We start from the raw sequence: 19,379 nt of genomic DNA, 5'->3' as shown, positions 1-19,379 counted from the left end.
TGAAAGCGGGCTAGTCCCCGTCTGAGGCGAGCCAGGGCGAAAGACCAAAGGCTGCCGGCCAGCGGCCGGCACTACCGTGCCCGTTTACCTGACGGGCCTGAGACTCTCCAGCAACACAGTTGCTACAGGGACGTATTTACGGCGTGTCCCGATCACCCCACCCTCTCCGCCCAATTCCAGATGCCGGTGCTTTTCGCGCAAACAAAAAAAGCCCCGGCAATCACCGGGGCAACATGCTGCGAGGGTTTTGCATGTGGCGGGGGAGCGGGGGCGAAGCCCCCGCGCTCAACACGCCGCCTTAGAACTTGAAGACGTACGAAGCGCCGTAGACCAGCGGATCGATGTTGACCGTGCCGATCTTCTCGCCATTCAACTTCACCTTGCTGTCGATGTCGATCCAGCGCATGTCCACGCGCAGTGCGCCCTTCTCGCCGATCGCGAAGTCCACGCCCGCATGCGCGGCCAGGCCCCACGAATCCTGCAGCTTCAGGCGGCTGTCCTTCAGCGCACCGGTGGTGTCTTCGCTGAAGAAGGTCGTGTAGTTCACGCCCACACCGATGAACGGCGACACCTTGTCCTTGCTGTTGAAGTGGTACTGCACGGTCACCACCGGCGGCAGCTGCTTGGTGCTGCCCACGCGGCCCAGGCCGTTGATGTTGATGTCGTGCTTGAACGGCAGCGCGGCCAGCACTTCGATGCCCAGGTTGTCGGCGATGAAGTACTCACCGGTGATGGTCGGCTTGACGTCGTTGTCGACGTCGACCTTCAGGGTGTGGTTGGCCAGCCAGCCGTTGTTCGACTTCGGGGCCACCTGGTGCACGCCGGCGGAGAGGGTCCAGTCGCCCTTGGACTGGGCCATGGCCGGGGCGGCGGCGAGGGACAGGGCGGCGGCCAGGCTGGCCACGATCAGGGGGGAGGTCTTGCGCATGGGGGTGATCTCGTTGCTGGGTGGATGCGGCCAGTCTCGGCCTCACATCGCGCTAACGCTTTGATCCGGATCAAATCCTGTCCGCCGGCCTGCTGCCTGCCGGGGCTGGCCGGCGGTGGCCAGCCCCGGTTTGCTAGACTTGTGGGCCCTATCCATCCCGCCGCACCCGTCGCGGCCGCAGGAGCTTGAGAACATGGCAATCAAGGTTGGTATCAACGGTTTCGGTCGCATCGGGCGTAACGTCCTGCGCTCGGCGGTGCTGAACTTCGGCGACGACATCGAAATCGTGGCCATCAACGATCTGCTGGAGCCGGACTATCTGGCGTACATGCTCAAGTACGACTCCGTGCACGGCCGTTTCAAGGCTGACGTGGCGGTGCAGGGCAACGACCTGCTGGTCAACGGCAAGAAGATCCGCCTGACCCAGGAACGCGACCCGGCTAACCTGAAGTGGAACGAAGTGGACGTGGACGTGGTGATCGAATCCACCGGCCTGTTCCTGACCAAGGAAACCGCGCAGAAGCACATCGATGCCGGCGCCAAGAAGGTCATCATGTCGGCCCCGTCGAAGGACGACACGCCGATGTTCGTCTACGGCGTGAACGACAAGACCTACGCCGGCCAGGCGATCGTCTCCAACGCGTCGTGCACCACCAACTGCCTGGCCCCGCTGGCCAAGGTCATCAATGACAAGTGGGGCATCAAGCGTGGCCTGATGACCACCGTGCATGCGGCTACCGCTACCCAGAAGACCGTCGATGGCCCGTCCAACAAGGACTGGCGTGGTGGCCGCGGCATCCTGGAGAACATCATTCCGTCGTCCACCGGTGCGGCCAAGGCCGTCGGCGTGGTCATCCCGGAACTGAACAAGAAGCTGACCGGCATGAGCTTCCGTGTCCCGACCTCGGACGTGTCGGTGGTCGATCTGACCGTCGAGCTGGAAAAGGAAGCCACCTACGCCGAGATCTGCGCTGAAGTGAAGGCACAGAGCGAAGGCCCGCTGAAGGGCATCTTGGGCTACACCGAAGACAAGGTCGTGGCCACCGATTTCCGCGGCGAGACCTGCACCTCGGTGTTCGACGCCGAAGCCGGCATCGCCCTGGACGGCACCTTCGTCAAGCTGGTCACCTGGTACGACAACGAGTGGGGCTACTCGAACAAGTGCCTGGAAATGGCCAAGGTCGTCGCCGCCAAGTAAGGCTGGCCAAGATCGCACGCGGACCCCGGCCTGGCCGGGGTTCGTCGTTTATGGGGCCAGCCCTGTCGTAGCATGGGGCGGTCGACCGCTGCCGCTGGGGCGCGGGATTGCAATGGAAGCATGCAATGGAAGCATTGATAGCCCTGGTGGTACTGGTTCTGCTGGCCATCCCGCTGCTGCTGGTGGTAGCGCTGGTGATGATTGCCGGCCTGCGCCGCCGTGTGGCCGCGCTGGAAGGTGCCTTGGCCGCCGCGCCTGCCGCCCGCCCGGCTGCCGCCGAGCCTGCACCGGAACGGGCTGCGCCCATGCCTGCGGCCAGTGCCGATCCACCGTTCCTGCGGCCGGTGGCGGCTGCCGCGCCGCCTCCCCCCCAGCCAACGCCGCCGCCGGTGCACGAACCGGTGCCTGCGGCAGCGGAGGCGCTGCGCCCGGTCGCACCACCGCCGGTGCCTTCCGTGCCAGTGCAGCCGCCGTTGCCTTCCGAACCGACGCTGCCGAACTTCATCGAGCGCGGCATCGGAGCGGTCAAGCGCTGGTTCACCGAGGGCAACGTGCCGGTCAAGATCGGCATGCTGGTGCTGCTGGCCGGTGTTGCCGCGCTGTTGAAGTACGTCAGTGACCAGGGCTGGCTGGTGCTGCCGATCGAGCTGCGCCTGGCCGGTGTCACCGTGGGTGCGCTGGGCCTGCTGGCGTTCGGTTGGCATCAGCGCGAGCGCCGGCGCTTGTTCGCACTGGCGCTGCAGGGCGGTGCCATCGGCGTGCTGCTGCTGACCATCTTCGCCGCGTTCAAGCGGTTCGAGCTGCTCAACCCCGGGTTTGCCTTCGCCAGTTCGATCGCGCTGGTGGCCGGGCTGTGCGTGCTGGCGGTGGTGCAGAACTCGCGCACGCTGGCGGTGCTGGGCATCCTCGCAGGCTTCATGGCACCGCTGTGGCTGTCCACCGGCAGCGGCAACCACGTGGGGTTGTTCAGCTACTACGCGGTGCTCAACGCCGGCATCTTCGCCATTGCCTGGTTCCGACCGTGGCGCGCGCTGAACCTGCTGGGCTTCGCCTTCACCTTCGGTATCGGTACGTTCTGGGGCGTGCTGCAGTACGCGCCGGACAAGTTCAGCAGCACCGAGCCGTTCCTGCTGCTGTTCTTCGCCTTCTACCTGCTGATCCCGCTGCTGTACGCACGCCGGCAGCCCGCCGGGCGGCGTGACCTGGTCGACGGCAGCCTGGTGTTCGGTACGCCCTTGGTCGCCTTCTCGCTGCAGGCCGGCATGCTGCACGAGCAGCCGATGACGCTGGCGCTGTGCGCACTGGGCCTGGCGGCGATCTACGCCGTACTGGCGCGGGCACTGATTGCGCGCGCGTCGTACACCGTGCTGGCGCAGTCGCATGCGGTGCTGGCGGTGGGCTTCGCCACGCTGGCGGTGCCGCTGGCCTTGTCGGCGCGTGCCACCGGCGCGGTGTTCGCGCTGGAAGGTGCAGGCCTGGCCTGGCTGGGCCTGCGCCAGAAGCGCTGGCTGCCGCAGGTGTCCGGTGCGTTGTTGCAGATGGGCGCGGCGTTCGCTTTCGTGGCCGGTGGCGATCACTGGCATGAGGACCTGCGCTTCCTGCTCAACCCGACCGCGATCGGTGCACTGCTGCTGGCCGTTGCCGGCTTCGTGTCGGCCTGGAGCTACCAGCGCAGGCAGCGCCACGAGATTGCCCTGGTCTACTACCTGTGGGGCCTGCTGTGGTGGCTGGGTGGCCTGGTGCACGAGATCACCCGGTTCTTCCCGTACCGCACCGAAGTGGATGCACTGCTGGTGCTGGCTGCGGTGACCGCATGGCTGGCCGCCGAGGTGCAGCGGCGCCAGCCGGCGCGTGCGCTGGGGATGACCGCACTCGCGATGCTGGCGCTGGGCTTCCCACTGGCGCTGATACAGAGCGACGCGCACCATCAGCCGTTCGCCGGCTACGGCGCGCTGGCCTGGGCAGTGTTCGCGGTGCTGGGCGTGCGCACGCTGCTGTGCCTGCGCCAAGGCGGCAATACCGTGGCACGCATCGCGCAGTTCCTGTGGTGGCTGCTGTGGCCGTCGCTGCTTTCGCTGCTGGCTCTGTGGGGCGGTGGCGAGGCCGATCTGGCACAGGGCTGGACGACGCTGCTGGTGACCCTGCCGTGGCTGCTGATGGCGGCGCTGTCGCTGTGGCGCTGGAATGCGCTGCGCTGGCCGCTGGGTGCAGCGTTCGACCGCGTGCGCCAGCCGCTGCAGTGCGTGCTGTTCGGCCTGTTGTCGATCGGCTGGCTGTCCGGCCAGCTGCTGCCGGGCGATGCTGCGCCGCTGCTGTGGCTGCCGGTGTTGAATCCGGCGGAGATCGGGCAGTGGCTGAGCCTGCTGCTGCTGGCGCGTTGGCTGTACAGCGATCAGGCGCCGCAGGCGCTGCTGGGTATCCGCATGCCGCTGCTGTCACTGGCAACCTTCGTCGCGCTGACCAGCGTTGTGCTGCATGGCGTGCATCAGTGGGGCGGCCTGTCGTGGAACGCGTCGATGATGCGCTTCAGCCTGGCGCAGACCAGCCTGACCGTGCTGTGGAGCGTGCTCGGCGTGATTGCCTGGGTGTGGGGCTCGCGCCGCGGCCAGCGCGTGTTGTGGATGGTCGGTGCGGTGCTGATGGGCGTGGTGCTGGCCAAGCTGGTCATCGTCGATCGCCAGCACCTGGGCAACCTGCTGGGCATCGCATCGTTCATCGCCTACGGCCTGCTGTGCACGGTCGTGGGTTATCTGGCACCGGCACCGCCGAGCGCGGCGCCGACCGTGGAGGAAAAACAATGAAGACGTGGAGCAGGGCGCTGCTGCCGGCGATGTTCGGCATGCTGGCCGCCGTCACCGCACAGGCCGCCGATTACCGTACCCAGTACGCCGAGCAGTGGCCGCTGACGTTGTCCAGCGCACAATCGGGTGCCTACCGTGTCGTGCTGGAACCGGCGATCTACCGTCGCGCCGGTAGTGCGGACCTGGGCGATGTGCAGGTGTTCAATGCCGCCGGCCAATCGTTGCCGTCGGCATTGCTGGCGCCGGACCAGCCGCTGGCACAGCCGCCGGTGCAGCGTGAGCTGCCGTGGTTCGCGTTGCCGCCGCTGGCCGAAGCGCAGCGCAACGACCTGCAGTTGCTGACCGAGCGCGATACCGATGGTCGCGTACGCCGGGTCGAGGCGCGTGTGGGTGGTGGTGCGGTAGCGAACGGGCAGGGCGGTTGGCTGATCGATGCCAGCGTGCTCGGCCAGCAACCATTGGCGGCACTGGTGCTGGATTGGGCGGATAGTGGCCAGCCGTTGCAGGCACAGGTGCAGCTGGACGTCAGCGACGACCTGCAGCACTGGCGTGCGATTGGCCGCGACATTCCGCTGGTGGATCTGCAGCGCGCCGGCAAGCGCCTGCTGCAGCGCCGTCTGCAGGTGGATGGTGAAGCGCGCTATCTGCGTGTGCTGGCGCAGGGCGATGCCCGTCTGCCAACGTTGCGCAGCGTACTGGCCGAGTTGCCGCCGGCACCGGCCACACTGCCGTGGGAGTGGCTGTCGCTGGAACCGACCTCGAAGCGCAAGGGCGAATACACCTTCGAGATGGATGGCCGCTTCCCGGCGGCGCGTGCTGACGTGGCCAGCACCGACAACAGCCTGGTGCAGTGGACATTGTTCAGCCGCGATGACGAGAGCGCGGAATGGCAGCGCCGTAGTGCACCGTGGATTGCCTATCAGCTGCAGCAGGGCGCGCAGGGCCAGCGTCAGCAATCGGCCGCGCAGCCGCTGGGCGGCGTGCATCGGGATCGTTACTGGAAGCTGGTAGCAAATCCGGCTGAAACGGCGACGGCTCCAACCCTGCGTCTGGGTTATCAGCCGGAAGTGCTGGTGTTCCTGAGCCAGGGCGCGGCGCCGTATGCGCTGGCGGTGGGCAGCTCGACTGCGCGCCGGATGGAGGCGCCGATCGGTGTGCTGATCGAGGAACTGCGGCAGCGCAATGACCCCTCCTGGCAGCCGACGCTGGCGCGCCTGGAAGGCAGCCCGGAGCCACTGGCCGGTGAGTCGGCACTGAAGCCGCAGCACGACTGGAAGTCGTGGCTGCTGTGGGCGTTGCTGGGGCTGGGTGTGTTGGTTGTTGGCGGCCTGGCGGTCAGCCTGCTTCGGCAGAAGCCGGCGCCTTCGGCGTAGGTTCCGGCGAACGGCGCAGCCCCTCGTGGGTGGGGTTGGTCGTGCAAAGCAAAAGCAAAAGCCGCGCTTGGCCGGGCGGGGTAGGTTCGCGGGGGACGCCGCAAGTACGTCCTTGTAGGCTTGGCAGCCGCATCCATGCGGCTGACACCCCCGCGAACCCACCCCGCCCGGCCTCTGACAGTTTCCGTGTGCGTCCACCCACGGAAGAGGAAAAAGAAAAGCAAGAGCGGAAGCGGGTCGCTTCGCTCGACGGCCATCGGGGTCAGATCCGTTTTCCGCAGGAGAACGGATCTGACCTCTTCGTTCTTCATCCGACACCACACACTGCTTGTGCCTTTGCCATCCGCATCACCTCATGAACCTGTCGAGGCCGGGGTGGTGTGGGCTGGCAGGGGTATCCGCGCCATGGATGGCGCGGCTAAGCCTCCAGGGACGGATTCACGGCGTCCCCTGCCAGCCCTCACCACCCCGGCCCATCCACAGCATCACAAAGCGCCAGTGCTTTGGCTTCGGCCGTTGCTGTCGCTGTCGCCCTGCGCCTCTGCCTGCCGCAGGCATCGGCCCTCCCACCACCCGCACCCGATACAATGGCCGTCTGCCGTACCCCGGCATCCCGTCCCTGAGCCAAAGAGTTGCCCATGTCCATCGTCCGCATGACCGACCTCGACCTCTCCGGCAAGCGCGTGCTGATCCGCCAGGATCTGAACGTGCCGATCGAGAATGGCCGCATCACCTCCGAACAGCGCATCACCGCTTCGCTGCCGACGCTCAAGCGCGCGCTGGAGCAGGGCGCGGCGGTGATGGTCACCTCACACCTGGGGCGCCCGAAGGAAGGTGTGTGGAGCGAAGCCGATTCGCTGGCGCCGGTGGCCCAGCGCCTGTCCGAGCTGCTTGGCCGCGAAGTGCCGCTGGTGCGCGACTGGGTCGACGGTGTCGACGTGCAGCCGGGCCAGCTGGTGCTGCTGGAAAACTGCCGCATGAACGTCGGCGAGGGCAAGGACGATGAAGCCCTGTCGAAGAAGTACGCCGCCCTGTGCGATGTGTTCGTGATGGATGCCTTCGGCACTGCGCACCGTGCGCAGGCCTCGACCCATGGCGTCATCCGCTTCGCCCCGGTCGCTGCCGGTGGCCCGCTGCTGATGGCCGAGCTGGACGCGCTGGCGCAGGCGTTGGATGCACCGGCCAAGCCGCTGCTGGCCATCGTCGCCGGCAGCAAGGTCAGCACCAAGCTGGAACTGCTGGCCAACCTGGTCGGCAAAGTCGATCAGCTGATCGTCGGTGGTGGCATCGCCAACACCTTCATCGCTGCCGCCGGCTACAACGTCGGCAAGTCGCTGTACGAGCCGGACCTGCTGGACACCGCGAAGAAGATCGTGGCCGATGCCAAGGCGGGTGGCGCCGATATCCCGCTGCCGGTGGACGTGGTCACCGCCAAGCAGTTCATGCCGGATGCGGTTGCCGAAGTGAAGGCGGTCGACGCCGTTGCCGAAGACGACCTGATCCTGGACATCGGCCCGCAGACCGCGGCGCAGTACGCGCAGCTGATCGGGAAGGCCGGTACCGTGGTCTGGAACGGTCCGGTCGGTGTGTTCGAATTCGAGGCCTTCAGCAAGGGCACCGAAGCGCTGGCCCGTGCCATCGCCAGTTCGCCGGCATTCTCCATCGCCGGTGGCGGCGACACCCTGGCCGCGGTCGACAAGTTCGATATCGCCCAGCAGGTCAGCTACATCTCCACCGGTGGCGGCGCGTTCCTGGAGTTCCTGGAAGGCAAGACCCTGCCGGCGGTGGCCGCACTCGACGCGCGCGGCGCATGAGTGCCGATCGCAGCAAGGATGTCCTGTTCTTCGACCTGGACGGCACGCTGATCGATTCGCAGGTGGGTATCACCGCCTGCATCGCCTATGCGCTGCAGAAGATGGACCATCCGGTGCCACCGCAGGAGACCCTGCTGGGCTGGATCGGTCCGTCGCTGCGCACCACCTTCGCGCCGCTGTTCGGTGAACCGGCGCGGGTGGAACAGGCGGTGGGCTACTACCGTGAGCGCTTCGACGTCGAGGGCTGGCGCGAGCACACGGTGTACCCGCAGGTGGAAGATACCCTTCGCACGCTGCATGGTCGTGGCCATCGCCTGGCGGTGGTCACTGCCAAGAATGAGCCGCACGCGCGCCGCATCCTTGCCCACCTGCCGTTCGGTGGGCTGTTCGAGGAGATCGTCGGTTCAACCCTCGATGGCTCGCGCAGCCACAAGCCGGAACTGGTCGGTGAGGCGCTGCGTCGGCTGCAGGTGCAGCCCGCGCAGTGCTGGATGATCGGCGACCGCCGCATGGACATTGAAGGCGCGCGTCACCATGGCCTGCGCAGCGTCGGTGTGTTGTGGGGCTTTGGCGGTGAGGCCGAACTCACCGAAGCCGGTGCCGGGCAGCTGGCCCGTGAGCCGGCGCAGCTGGAAACGCTGCTGGCGTGATGCGCCGTTGATCGGTAACGCCGGGCCATGCCCGGCGGCTTAACCCAGCACCCGCCGGGCATGGCCCGGCGCTACCGCCACCCTGCGCCAGCGTATGTCCGGCCGATGTCCGTTCCATGACCCGCGAAGTCAGGCAGCACAAGGCTGTAACCGTATACATGCGGCGTGAAGGATGTGCTAATTTCCGTTCTTTATCGGGAGAGGCCCATTCACCATGTTCGAGCGTCAGCGTCGCACCAAGATCCTTGCCACCCTCGGTCCGGCCACTGATCCGCCGGGCGTGCTGGAGGATCTGTTCCGCGCCGGCGTCAACGTGGTGCGCCTGAACTTCAGCCATGGCGATCCCTCCGGCCAGGCCAAGCGTGCTGCCGAAGTGCGCGCTGCCGCGGCCCGCGTGGGCGTGGAAGTCGGCATCCTGGCCGACCTGCCGGGCCCGAAGATCCGCATCGAGCGCTTCGCCGAAGGCAAGGTACAGCTGAAGGCGGGCAACCGCTTCGACCTGATCGCAAGCACCAGCGCCGGCCCGGGTGACGCCACCCAGGTGGGCGTGAGCTACCTCGGCCTGCCGCAGGACGTGGGTCCGGGCGATGTGCTGCTGCTCGACGACGGCCTGATGCAGCTGCAGGTGGTGGAAGTGCAGGGCGAACGCATCATCAACACCGTACTGAACGACGGTGTGCTGTCCGACCGCAAGGGCCTGAACAAGCAGGGCGGCGGCCTGTCGCTGGGCGCGCTGACCGAGCGCGACAAGGAACTGATCGGCATCGTCGCCAAGATCGGTGTCGACTTCATCGCCGTGTCGTTCTGCCGCAATGCGCAGGACATGAACGACGCGCGTGAGATCGCCCGCTCGCACGGCTGCGATGCCGCGCTGGTGTCGAAGATCGAGCGCACCGAGGCGATCGAGAACCTGGAAGAAATCGTCGAGGCCAGCGACGTGGTGATGGTGGCCCGTGGCGACCTTGGCGTGGAAATCGGCGATGCCGAACTGCCGGGCTTGCAGAAGAAGATCATCAAGGCCTCGCTGGCGCAGAACAAGGTGGTGATCACCGCCACGCAGATGCTGCAGTCGATGGTCGAAAGCCCGATCCCGACCCGTGCCGAAGTGCTGGACGTGGCCAACTCGGTCATCGACGGTACCGACGCGGTGATGCTGTCGGCCGAGACCGCTGCCGGTGCCTGGCCGGTCAAGGCGGTGGAAGCGATGGCGCGCATCTGCCTGGGTGCAGAGCGCCAGTTCCAGACCGAGACCGACTTCAACGCTTCGCCGCGCAACCTGGAACGTGCCGACCAGGCCATTGCCATGGCCACCATGTTCCTGTCGCAGCACGTGGGCGTGCGCGCGATCGTGGCGATGACCGAATCCGGTGGCACTGCTCGCTACCTGTCGCGTTTCCGCGCCAAGGCGCCGGTGTTCGCGGTCACCCGCCACGACGGTGCACGCCGCCAGATGGCGCTGATGCGCGATGTCTACCCGATCAACTTCGACAGCCGTGGCCTGACCCCGCGTGAAGCCGCACGCGGCAGCATCCGTCTGCTGGTGGAAGCCGAACTGCTGCAGGCCGGTGACCGCGTCGTGTTCACCAGCGGTGAGCACATGGAAACCCTGGGCGCGACCAACACCCTGCGCCTGCTGGAAGTGGGCGAAGACGGCCGCGCCAGCGGCCTGGGCGATCTGTAAACCCAGGCGGCCCTGGGTCGGAGCCGCTGCGCGGGTCCGACCCGGGGTCAGATCCCTGAAGGGGTCGTGACCCGGCGCAACAGGACATCGTCTGTCCGGTGCGGACATTGGAATCGTTTCCAGACTGCCCTGCACGTCGGTGCAACGGGCGGCGGGGCTATACTTACGTTTTTCCCGCACCCGCCACAGGAAGTACATGAGCATCGAACAGCTGGCTGAAACCGCCCAGGCCATGGTTGCCCCGGGCAAGGGCATCATCGCGATCGACGAATCCACCGCTACCATCGCCAAGCGTTTCGCAGGCGTCGGTATCGAGAACACCGAGGAGAACCGTCGTGCCTACCGCGAACTGCTGCTGACCACGCCGAAGCTCAACGAGCACATTTCCGGCGCCATCCTGTTTGACGAAACCATCCGTCAGTCGACCAAGGACGGCGTGCCGTTCGCCAAGTACATGGCCGACCACGGCATGATTCCGGGCATCAAGGTGGACAAGGGTGCGCACCCGCTGGCCGGCTGCCCGGGCGAGCTGGTGACCGAAGGCCTGGACGGCCTGCGCGAGCGCCTGCAGGAGTACTACAAGCTGGGTGCGCGCTTCGCCAAGTGGCGTGCGGTGATCAACATCGGCGAAAGCATTCCGTCGGGCACCTGCATCGAGTCCAACGCCCACGCGCTGGCCCGCTATGCCGCCCTGTGCCAGGAATGCGGCCTGGTGCCGATGGTCGAGCCGGAAGTGATCATGGACGGCGACCACGACATCGAGACCTGCTACGAAGTCACCGAAGCCACCCTGCGTTCGCTGTTCGATGCCCTGTACCAGCAGAACGTGCTGCTGGAAGGCACCATCCTGAAGGCCTCGATGGTCATCTCGGGCAAGGGCTGCGATGAGCAGGCCGACGTCGAGGAAGTGGCCGAGTCGACCGTGATGTGCCTGAAGAGCACCGTGCCGGCCATCCTGCCGGGCGTGGTGTTCCTGTCCGGTGGCCAGAGCGACGAGCAGTCCACCGAGCATCTGAACGCGATGAACCAGCTGGGCAACCTGCCGTGGCCGCTGAGCTTCTCCTACGGCCGCGCCATGCAGCAGGCCGCGCTGAAGCTGTGGGCCAAGGACATGAAGGGCAACTACGCTGCCGCCCAGAAGACCGTGTACGAGCGCGCCAAGGACAACGGCCTGGCCGCGCTGGGCAAGTGGAACGGTTGATCCGTCCCATCGCAGGATGAACAGGGCAACGCCGGCATCACGCCGGCGTTTGCTTTTGCGGGTATCTTTTCCGCCCCCACGCACCGGGCCGGTGTGCGGGACATACATGGAAGGCCAAGGAGAAAAAACATGCGTTTGGCAGCAATCACACTGGCCGTCGCCACGGTCCTGATCGCCGGCGGTTGCAACCGCATCGGTGGCGGTGGTGACGCAGGCAAGGCCGCGTCACTCGATTTCGACAAGCCGGTGTCCGGCGAGATCACCTCGCGCAGCGGCATCAACTTCAACGACGGCAGCCATCACCAGCTGTACCAGATCAAGCTGGAAGACAGGGAACTGGTCGGCCTGAAGCTCACCGGCGCACTGACCGGCTCGATCGCCGTGTTCAACAACGGCAGCCTGGTGTCCACCAGCAATACCGGTTACGAACGCGAAGGCGATGTCTCGCTGGCCTTCCGTGCCAACGGTGGCGGCACCTACCAGGTGGCGGTCAACGCCAACGGTCCGAGCGCCTTTGGTCCGTACCGCCTGCGCGCCGAGAAGCTGAAGCCGTACGACGGCAAGCCGCTGGTGGGCAGTGGTGAGATCGTCGATATGCTGGCCAGCAACTCGCAGGACTACACCCTGCAGGTGGAGAAGGCGGGCCTGTACGAGATCCGCCTGGTCTCGGATGTCTTCGATCCGGTGCTGAAGCTGTCCGGCCAGGGCGTGGATGCCGAGAACGATGACGGCGGCGACAGCACCAACTCGCGCCTGAACCTCTCGCTGAAGCCGGGCAAGTACACCCTGACTGCACGCGGCCTCGGCGACGGCGTCAATGGCATGTTCACCCTGTCGGCCACCCGCATCGAACTGCCAGGCAACCTGGTGGATCGCGATGGCACGGCACTGCCGAAGTCGGGCAGCGCGTACACCATGCTGGACAACGAAGGCCGCCGCCGCTTCCTGCTGACCCTGGATCGTCCGGCCGACGTGCGCCTGGATGCGATTTCCAGCCAGGTCGATACCGTGCTGCGCGTGGTCGGCGGCGACGTCGAGCTGACCGACGACGACGGTGGCAATGGCACCAATGCACGCCTGGAAGAGACGCTGCCGGCCGGTCACTACACCGTCGACGTGTCCAGCCTGAACAACGGTGCGGGCCTGGTGGAAGTGCGCGTGCAGGTCGAAGGTGCCAGCGCCGACGGTGCTGCCGCCTCGGCCGCACGCGCCGCTGCGGATGCAGCTGCTGCCGTGGCCGATGACGCCGCTGCTGCGGTGGAAGCAGCCAGCCGTTGAGGTGATCCACACGTAGCGTGGATGACCTCAAGGCCGCAACGGGAAAGGCCGGGCAATGCCCGGCCTTTCCTTTTACCGGAAGCGCTGCGGTTCAGTGCGCAGCGGCGAAGCCCGCATCGCCCAGAGGCGGCAGCATCGACCCGCGCGGTTCGTTGTCCGTGTTTTGTCCCGCGGCGCTCAATGCCTGCTGGTAGGCCTTCGCCGTAGCAGTGTTGAACGCCACCAGCACGATGCGCATCGGCTGTGCATGGCTGCGCTGCCACGCCAGTGTTTCCGTCACTGCGATCTGCGCGGCCTGGTACAGCGGATAGCCATACACACCGCAGCTGATCGCCGGGAAGGCGATCGACTTCACGCCCAGCGACTCGGCCAACTGCAGCGATTTCCAGTAGCAGTTGGCCAGCAATGCCGGTTCGTCGCGCTGGCCGTCGTGCCAGACCGGGCCCACCGTGTGCAGTACATGCCGCGCAGGCAATGCGTAAGCGTCGGTGGCGCGCACTTCACCGGTCGGGCAACGCACGCCCGGACGCAGTTCCGGCAACTGCTCGCACTCGGCCAGCAATGCCGGCCCGGCCGCGCGATGGATCGCGCCGTCGACGCCGCCGCCGCCGAGCAGTGTTTCATTGGCCGCGTTGACGATCGCATCCACCGCCAGGGTCGTGATATCGCCCTGCCAAACTTCGATCTTCATGCGTCCGTCTCCTGCCTGTGAGGTGTTCCGCGCAGCATCTGCGCCGGCTGTTCCCACGGTAGGGGACAGGGCATCGATACTGCGTCATGACCGTCTCACGCGCTGCGATCCGACGGCCTTCACGCACGATGGCGGGCGACGCCTTCACGCAGGCTGAAGCAGAAAGGGCTCAGAGCTTTTTCCCGCACGGAAAAGGCTCTGACCCCTGCGATCCATGGTTCTGGCAAACCGGGTCAGAGCCCTTTCCCTGCAGGAAAGGGATCCGACCCAATGCATCACGGCAGGCCGGCCAGCCAGTCGTCGTCGGAACCCTCATTCACATCGGCGAACAGCGGTGTGGAGAAATAGCGCTCGCCGGTATCGGGCAGCATTGCCAGGATCACCGAGCCCGGTTCAGCGCGGGCGGCCACGTCCAGCGCGCTCGCCACGGTGGCGCCGGCGGAAATGCCGACGAAGATGCCTTCCTCCGCAGCCAGGCGACGCGCGGTGGCGATCGCGCGGTCATCTTCGACCGAGACCAGTTCGTCCACCACATCGCGGTTGAGCACGTCCGGCACGAAGTCCGGGGTCCAGCCCTGGATCTTGTGCGGCTTCCAGTCATCGCCCTTCAGCAGTGCGGCACCGGCCGGTTCGGTGGCGATGATGCGGGTCTGCGGGCGCGCGACCTTCAGCACTTCGCCCACGCCGGTAAGCGTGCCACCCGTGCCCCAGCCACTGACGAAGTAGTCCAGCCGCTTGCCGGCGAAGTCGCGCAGGATCTCGGCAGCGGTGGTGTTGCGGTGATAGGCCGGGTTGGCCGGGTTGGCGAACTGGCTGGCCAGGAACCAGCCGTGCTGCTCGGCCAGTTCGGCCGCCTTGCGCACCATGCCGCTGCCGCGCTCGGCGGCCGGGGTCAGGATCACCTTGGCACCATAGGCGCGCATCAGCTTGCGGCGCTCCACCGAGAAGGTCTCGACCATGGTGGCCACGAACTTGTAGCCGCGCGCGGCGGCGACCATCGCCAGTGCCACGCCAGTGTTGCCTGAAGTGGCTTCGACAATGGTGTCGCCCGGCTTGAGCAGGCCGCGTGCCTCGGCGTCGAGGATGATCGCCAGCGCCAGACGGTCCTTCACCGAACCGCCCGGGTTGAACGACTCGACCTTGGCGTAGACGCTGACCTGCGCGGGCGCCAGGCGTTGCAGCCTGACGATGGGGGTGTTGCCGACGGTATCGAGGATGGAGTCGTACAGGGCCATGGAAGCGCTCCGGAAACGGGGCCGCGCCGGGCTTCGGCGGGCGAAGGGGGAGGGCTGGCTGTTCAGGCCAGCGGCTGCCGGCTGACCGTAGCGCCGGCATATGACGCCCGGAAATGACCAGATACCTTTCTTAAACAACCTTTGGTTATAAGCTGGTGACGGCAATTGACCCTAGAGTGGACCTCCGCCCCACGCCGCGTGCCTCCCATGACGCTGACCCAGCTGCGCTACCTGGTTGCCATCGCCGACGCCGAGCTGAACATCACGCTGGCCGCCTCGCGCGTGCACGCCACCCAGCCCGGTCTGTCCAAGCAGCTCAAGCAGCTGGAGGACGAGCTGGGTTTCCTGTTGTTCGTGCGCAAGGGCCGCAGCCTGGAGTCGGTCACCCCGGCCGGCACCGAGGTCATCGCCCGCGCCCGCGCGGTGCTGGCCGAGGCCAACAACATCCGCACCTACGCGGCCAACCAGCGCCGCGAGAGCCAGGGCCAGCTGATCCTGACCACCACCCACACCCAGGCGCGCTTCGTGCTGCCGCCGGCGGTGGCAGCGATCAAGCAGGCCTATCCCCAGGTGAGCGTGCATCTGCAGCAGGCCGGTGAAGCCGACGCGCTGGACCGCCTGAACCAGGGGGATGCCGATATTGCGATCATCAGCACCGCTGGCGGTGAGCCCACTGATGGCATCGCGGTGCCGCTGTTCCGCTGGCGGCGCCTGGTGGTGGTACCGAAGGGCCACCCGCTGGACCGCGCCGGCCGCGCCCCAGACCTGGCCGCGCTGGCCCGGCAGCCATTGATCAGCTACGAATCCTCGACCCGGCCGAATTCCTCGTTGCAGCGCGCCTTCGCTGCGAACGGCCTGGTGCCGGATCTGGCGCTGACCGCGCTGGATGCCGACCTGATCAAGACCTACGTGCGTACCGGTCTGGGCGTGGGCCTGCTGGCGGAGATGGCGGTCAGTTCCAACGACGAAGACCTGAGGTCGTGGCCGGCCCCGGAGCCGATCACTGAGTGCATTGCCTGGGCGGTGCTGCCTCGCGATCGCGTGCTGCGTGATTACGCGCTGGAGCTGGTGCACGTGCTGGCACCGCAGATCGATCCGCGTGATCTGCGCAGGGTGCTGGATGGCAACCAGGCGGCGGCGTGGCCGGTGCCACCGACGTGGGAGTCACTGACCCAGACCATCACGGTGTGAGGTGGGTCGAGCAGGGCTTGCAGCCCTGCACCCGCGGTAGTGCCGGCCGCTGGCCGGCAACCTCAGAAGCAACATCAACATCAAATGCGGGTTTCCTGTGGGATGGCGGGGCGGTGTGGGCAGGCAGGACACGCCGTAAACCCATCCATGGGGGCTCGATGGCGCCATCCATGGCGCCAACGGTCCTGCCTGCCCACACCGCCCCACCTCTGACAGATTCCGGCGGCTGTTGGTAGGTGTCGACCTTGGTCGACACGGTAGATCCACGCCATGCGTGGATGCATTTCGATTCCAATTCGAAATATTCGATTCCGATGGAGATTCATCCACGCATGGCGTGGATCTACTGCAGATCGCAGAAATCTGTCGAAGGCGGGGTGGGTCCGGTTGCGGGGGCGTGAGCGCCATGGATGGCGCGACCGAGCCTCCATGGACGGATTTACGGCGTCCCCCGCAACTGGACCCACCCCGCCATCCCTCAGGAAACCAGCTTCTGCTGTTGCTTCGGCTCTTGCCGTGGACGTGGCATCTGCAGGTGCAGGGCGCAGCCCTGCCGAACACCCTGCGACGGGTGTCGCAAATGCCTGCGACGGTTCGTCGCACGGGCAACCCTGGACCCGGCTCTACACTAGCGGGGTGACCCGCCTGTCCCGCCCGCAGCGCCTTCTGCTCCAGCTCGCCGTCCTGGCGACGCTGTTGATGGTGCTTGCGCCACTGGTCAGCCGCGCGCTGCAGGCGCAGCCGATGGAGCATGCCGCGATGGCAGGCATGGACCACGCCGCCATGGGCCATGACATGCACGACATGGCCATGGCCGGGCACGATCAGCACGGCGCCGCGCCGGCCGCGCCCAGCCGTCCGCCCGACCCCCACGCCATGCACGGCGAAGCCTGCGAATACTGCGTGCTGGCAATGCGCCTGCTGCCATGGCTGGCCGTGCTGGTGCTGCTGTTGCCGCTGCTGTGGCGGCCGCAGCTGGTGTTCCCGTGGTCGCAGCAGGTGCTGCCCGCGCTGTGCTGGCCGGCGCATGCCGCGCGCGGGCCGCCGCGTTTCTCCATCGTCCGCTGATATCCCTATCGAATCTGCCGCACGACGCCTGACCGGGCGCCGTGCGCGCGTGCGTACTTTGGAGCTGTTCCGATGAAAATGACTTCCCGCCCCGCGGGCGCCTGCGCGCGCCTGCCGGTTGCCCTTGGCCTGGCCGTGGCCGCGTCACTGGCCCACGCTGCGCCTGCCGAAGAGGCACGTACCCTCGACACGATGGTGGTCACCGCCGCCGCACCGTCGTCCCCGCTGCACTGGGTGACCGATCCGCGCCTGCCGCGGCAGCCGGTGCCTGCCAGTGATGGCGCCGACTACCTGAAGACCGTCCCCGGCTTCTCCGCCATCCGCAACGGCGGCACCAACGGTGACCCGGTGCTGCGCGGCATGTTCGGTTCGCGCCTGAACATCCTCAGCAACGATGGCAACCTGATCGGTGCCTGCCCGTCGCGCATGGACAATCCGCTGTCCTACATCGCGCCGGAAAGCTTCGACCGGCTGACCATCATCAAGGGCCCGCAGAGCGTGCGCTGGGGGGCGGGCGCGTCGGCCGGCACCGTGCGTTTCGAGCGCGATACGCCGCGCTTCGAGGAGCCGGGCCTGCGTGCCGATGCCAGTGCGCTGGTCGGTTCGCGCAACCGCAACGACCAGGTGCTGGACCTGACCCTGGGTAACCCGACAGGCTACGTACGCGCCAGCGGCAACCGTTCCGAAGCCGATGACTACAAGGACGGCCACGGTGACGTGGTGCCGTCGAAGTGGCGCAAGTGGAACGGTGACGTAGCCATCGGCTGGACGCCGGATGCCGACACGCTGCTGGAAATTTCCGCCGGTGCCGGTGATGCGATCGCGCGTTACGCGGGCCGTGGCATGGACGGTGCCGCGTTCGAACGCACCAGCTACGCGGCGCGTTTCGAGAAGCGCAACCTGCCGGGGGCATGGGACACGTTGCAGGCCAACGTGTACTACAACAACGCCGACCATGTGATGGACAACTACACGCTGCGCACGCCGAACCCGAACAGCATGATGCCGATGCCGATGGCGTCGAACGTGGATCGCCGTACCCAGGGCGGCCGGGTCAGTTCCGAGTGGCGCTGGCAGGATGTGCAGCTGGTGGCGGGTGTGGATGGCGAAGACAGCCGCCATCGTGGCCGCATGGGCATGGGCCGCGACACCTACCGCCAGGCCGCCTGGGAAACCGATGCCAACTTCCGCCGCTATGGCGTGTTCACCGAGTTGACCCTTGGCGCCGGCACCGACCAGCGCTGGATCAGCGGCCTGCGCATCGACCGCGCCAGCGTCCGCGATGAGCGGCAGTCGGTGCGCGGGATGATGGGCAACCGGCCGAATCCGACCGCTGGCCTGCAGCGCAAGGAATGGCTTGGCAGCGGCTTCCTGCGCTACGAGCAGGACCTGGCCGATGGCCTGACCTGGTACGCCGGCCTCGGCCACAGTGAACGCATGCCCGACTACTGGGAGCTGTTCTCGCCCAACCACGGCCCGGCCGGTGCAGTGAACGCGTTCACCGGTGTGCAGCCCGAGCGCACCACCCAGCTTGATGTGGGCATGCAATACAAGGGGCCCCGTGTGCAGGCGTGGGTGTCGGCGTACGCCGGGCAGATCCAGGACTACATCCTGTTCACCTACCACGGCAGCGGCATGATGGGCATGAGCCAGGCCCGCAACGTCGATGCCCGCATTGCCGGTGCCGAGGCGGGCCTGGAAGTGAGCGTGGCCGAGCAGTGGAAGCTGGGCGGCACGCTGGCCTATGCCTGGGGCGAGAACCGCGACCAGCATCGCCCGCTGCCGCAGATGCCACCACTGGAAGCACGCCTGAGCGCGAACTGGGAAGGCCAGCGCTGGAGTGCCGGTGCGCTGCTGCGCGCGGTGACCCACCAGCATCGTGTCGTAAATGGCCAAGGCAATGTGGTCGCGCAGGACCTGGGGCCGAGTGCCGGCTTCGCCACCTTCGCGCTCAACGCTGCTTACCGCTTCAGTTCGCAGCTGCAGCTCAGCGCGGGCGTCGACAACCTGTTCGACCGTGCCTACAGCGAGCACCTGAATCTGGCCGGCAGCGCCGACTTCGGTTTTCCGGCTGACCCGGTGCGCATCAACGAGCCGGGCCGCAGCCTGTGGATGAAGGTGAACTACCGGTACTGATCCGCCGGGTGTAAAAAAAAACCGGGGCCGGATCCCCGCCAGGATCCGCCCCCGCCCGACGCCCTCTGCCGGGCAGCTTCGACTCTACGATGGCAACGCCTGCGGTGCACGGCTGGATACACCTCGACACATGC

The 19,379-nt window shown here is 66.9% G+C and carries 14 protein-coding genes; 11 read left to right on the top strand and 3 right to left on the bottom strand.

The window, feature by feature from the left end; genetic code table 11:
• Positions 1-298: 298 nt before the first annotated feature.
• Positions 299-928, bottom strand: coding sequence for an OmpW family outer membrane protein (locus tag V3B48_RS19800; protein WP_329894287.1), 630 nt, complete (start codon positions 926-928; stop codon positions 299-301).
• 193 nt (positions 929-1,121) lie between these two features.
• Between V3B48_RS19800 and gap the strand changes: the two genes are divergently transcribed.
• The 8 genes from gap to V3B48_RS19760 all read left to right on the top strand — a co-directional run bounded on the left by gap (position 1,122) and on the right by V3B48_RS19760 (position 12,924).
• On the top strand, positions 1,122-2,126 hold the full coding sequence (gap, locus tag V3B48_RS19795; RefSeq protein WP_032127866.1) for a type I glyceraldehyde-3-phosphate dehydrogenase: 1,005 nt from the start codon (positions 1,122-1,124) through the stop codon (positions 2,124-2,126).
• 125 nt (positions 2,127-2,251) lie between these two features.
• On the top strand, positions 2,252-4,927 hold the full coding sequence (locus tag V3B48_RS19790) for a DUF2339 domain-containing protein (RefSeq protein WP_329894286.1): 2,676 nt from the start codon (positions 2,252-2,254) through the stop codon (positions 4,925-4,927).
• Positions 4,924-6,300: a DUF3999 domain-containing protein gene (locus V3B48_RS19785; protein WP_049422663.1), complete on the top strand. Its 1,377-nt coding sequence runs from the start codon at positions 4,924-4,926 to the stop codon at positions 6,298-6,300. Before V3B48_RS19790 ends, V3B48_RS19785 begins: the two co-directional genes overlap by 4 nt.
• 638 nt (positions 6,301-6,938) lie before the next feature.
• A complete protein-coding gene (locus tag V3B48_RS19780) occupies positions 6,939-8,114 on the top strand; it encodes a phosphoglycerate kinase (RefSeq protein WP_329894285.1) in 1,176 nt (391 codons plus the stop codon).
• Entirely contained in the window at positions 8,111-8,764 is a 654-nt protein-coding gene (locus V3B48_RS19775; protein WP_049463104.1) for an HAD hydrolase-like protein, read from the top strand. Before V3B48_RS19780 ends, V3B48_RS19775 begins: the two co-directional genes overlap by 4 nt.
• A gap of 214 nt (positions 8,765-8,978) precedes the next feature.
• Positions 8,979-10,445, top strand: a complete 1,467-nt coding sequence (gene pyk / locus V3B48_RS19770) for a pyruvate kinase (protein ID WP_032127871.1) — start codon at positions 8,979-8,981, stop codon at positions 10,443-10,445.
• A gap of 196 nt (positions 10,446-10,641) precedes the next feature.
• A complete protein-coding gene (locus V3B48_RS19765; RefSeq protein ID WP_010481439.1) occupies positions 10,642-11,646 on the top strand; it encodes a class I fructose-bisphosphate aldolase in 1,005 nt (334 codons plus the stop codon).
• A 129-nt stretch (positions 11,647-11,775) separates the two neighbouring features.
• A complete protein-coding gene (locus V3B48_RS19760) occupies positions 11,776-12,924 on the top strand; it encodes a hypothetical protein (RefSeq protein ID WP_049400593.1) in 1,149 nt (382 codons plus the stop codon).
• Positions 12,925-13,015: 91 nt separating this feature from the next.
• Here the strand turns inward: V3B48_RS19760 and V3B48_RS19755 are convergent, their stop codons facing one another.
• Together V3B48_RS19755 and cysK are read right to left on the bottom strand one after the other, a co-directional pair.
• Entirely contained in the window at positions 13,016-13,615 is a 600-nt protein-coding gene (locus tag V3B48_RS19755) for an O-acetyl-ADP-ribose deacetylase (protein WP_329894284.1), read from the bottom strand.
• A gap of 275 nt (positions 13,616-13,890) precedes the next feature.
• On the bottom strand, positions 13,891-14,850 hold the full coding sequence (cysK, locus tag V3B48_RS19750; RefSeq protein WP_032127874.1) for a cysteine synthase A: 960 nt from the start codon (positions 14,848-14,850) through the stop codon (positions 13,891-13,893).
• A 207-nt stretch (positions 14,851-15,057) separates the two neighbouring features.
• Here cysK and V3B48_RS19745 point away from each other — a divergent pair, with 207 nt between their 5' ends.
• The 3 genes from V3B48_RS19745 (at position 15,058) to V3B48_RS19735 (ending at position 19,245) form a co-directional block, all read left to right on the top strand.
• Entirely contained in the window at positions 15,058-16,041 is a 984-nt protein-coding gene (locus V3B48_RS19745) for a LysR family transcriptional regulator (protein ID WP_043403003.1), read from the top strand.
• 636 nt (positions 16,042-16,677) lie between these two features.
• Positions 16,678-17,109: a DUF2946 domain-containing protein gene (locus tag V3B48_RS19740; protein ID WP_180845005.1), complete on the top strand. Its 432-nt coding sequence runs from the start codon at positions 16,678-16,680 to the stop codon at positions 17,107-17,109.
• A gap of 72 nt (positions 17,110-17,181) precedes the next feature.
• Positions 17,182-19,245, top strand: coding sequence for a TonB-dependent copper receptor (locus V3B48_RS19735; RefSeq protein ID WP_329894283.1), 2,064 nt, complete (start codon positions 17,182-17,184; stop codon positions 19,243-19,245).
• Positions 19,246-19,379 lie beyond the last annotated feature (134 nt).

This window comes from Stenotrophomonas sp. SMYL20 (assembly GCF_036320045.1).
GTDB lineage: Bacteria > Pseudomonadota > Gammaproteobacteria > Xanthomonadales > Xanthomonadaceae > Stenotrophomonas > Stenotrophomonas maltophilia_A.
Note: the sequence above shows the minus strand (reverse complement) of the source record. Positions and strands in the feature narration are given on the sequence as shown.